Origin of the sequence: Adonisia turfae CCMR0081 (genome assembly GCF_011009555.1) — a bacterium.
Taxonomy (GTDB): Bacteria; Cyanobacteriota; Cyanobacteriia; order Phormidesmidales; family Phormidesmidaceae; genus Leptothoe; species Leptothoe turfae.
Window position 1 is genome coordinate 6,807,141 of sequence record NZ_QXHD01000004.1, and the last position, 1,612, is coordinate 6,808,752.

General features: G+C 47.5%; 2 protein-coding genes. Both read right to left on the reverse strand.

Translation table 11 applies throughout. The features are described from left to right. Positions 1-474: 474 nt before the first annotated feature. Positions 475-1,371, reverse strand: coding sequence for a hypothetical protein (locus DXZ20_RS32925; protein ID WP_163702935.1), 897 nt, complete (start codon positions 1,369-1,371; stop codon positions 475-477). A gap of 54 nt (positions 1,372-1,425) precedes the next feature. Beyond that, on the reverse strand, positions 1,426-1,612 hold a 187-nt coding region (locus DXZ20_RS32930; RefSeq protein ID WP_250566009.1), incomplete at its 5' end, for a hypothetical protein.

A 1,612-nucleotide genomic window follows, 5' to 3' on the forward strand; every position in this document is an offset into this window, starting at 1 on the left:
TAACGCATCCAACCCCGCAGAGTAGCAGGGGACTAGAAGCAGGTTCTGAATAATAAAACCCCTCTGGCAGCCAACCAGCCAGAGGGGTTTATTATTCTCTCTGAACTCTAGTCCTTCAGCAACTCATCGGATCGTAACCCTGAGTATAGATATTGCACCCAAGTGCAATCACATAAATTTCAATGCCATCAATCTAATCTCAGAGAAATCACGTGAGCAATTTGTCGCATATTTAGTTACTTTCCCTCAGCCAAATACCTGACCCGCTAACTTATTTTAGTGAGTGAACCAATGAATAATCAGGTATCTAGATTTTTCACTAAGCCATAGTTGGTACATGCTCTGGCCAAGATATGGGCCAACTATTTATTTAAGAGCATCAGGGTACCCCGCATATACCCAAAGAATTAGGGTGTGGTGGAAATAGGCATCTACATTTTCTCATTTCTGTCAGGTAAGTATTCGGTCCAACGTTCAGCCATCTAAAAATTTGTTCACCTTGCCTCTGAGCCTGCGCAACCCCAACAACTGAATATCCTCAGCATAGATACAGTATTTGATAGCAAAGAACTTCGACTCTGAGAAAGACAGCAGCCGATACACTCTGTCATTCTTCACCACATAACCAGAACAGGACTGAGCTAAGGCAGCCATAATATCTGGATCTGAAATCTCTTCTGCAACTCTGAGTTTGTCAATGGGTTCTAGTCCATGCTCTTTGCGAACACTGGCTGATAGTCTGCGTTGGATGGTGCGATCGCTTTTCCAATCAGTCCGCTTACGAATACTGGTTAGTGTGGTGCCTGGGATAGTCCATTGGTTATCCACGAGAGCATACTTCTGGAGAGGTTTGATCTCTCCAGTCCGTGTTTCGTTTGCCCGTGTCGATACAGCACAGGCTACACGCTCCCATGGCTTAATAATGAATTTCCTCAAGCCTTCACTCGTATTTGCATTCGTTGCCCACCACGCTTGTCGCTGTGCTTGGAGAGCGTCTAAATAAGTCGCGGTTGCTTTGGCATTAAACCGAGTGGCGATCGCTGTAATTGGCACCTGAGCGATCGCACCCAGTTTGTTTTTATGAACACCGAGGTTGAGAGATCTGGCTACCCGACGAATGCCGATCAGATGCAGTTCTAGATGCCGTCGCTCGGATCGGTTTCGATACCAGAAGACACCTTCACCTCGTTTTAGCCATCGATAGATTGTGGCCTGACCAACACCAAAAAAGGCCATGGCCTGATGCACCGTTAAGCACACCTGGCCACTGCCAGTCGGATCTAACGCCCTAGCTAAATGCCAGAGACGGGCTTCCTCTCGGCCACAGTCCAAGATTCGGCTATAAATTCGTATGGTGCTCAGTTCTGACATAGCACGCTAGCCAGTCCCACCAAAGCAGGACCGGCTAAACCTCGTATGAATTGGCTATGCCTTCAGCAGTCGAGATAACGGGAATGCCGCCCACGGTTCAGGCTGGCCAGCTAACTGGATGACACAAGGGATTTGTTCGTCATACACAAAGTTCCAGGTCTCCATAGCTTCTGTAACGGTCTCAACGTGAATAACAGGGCCGCCATATTGCTGGGTGAGCTGTTGAATATCTGCCTTTAGG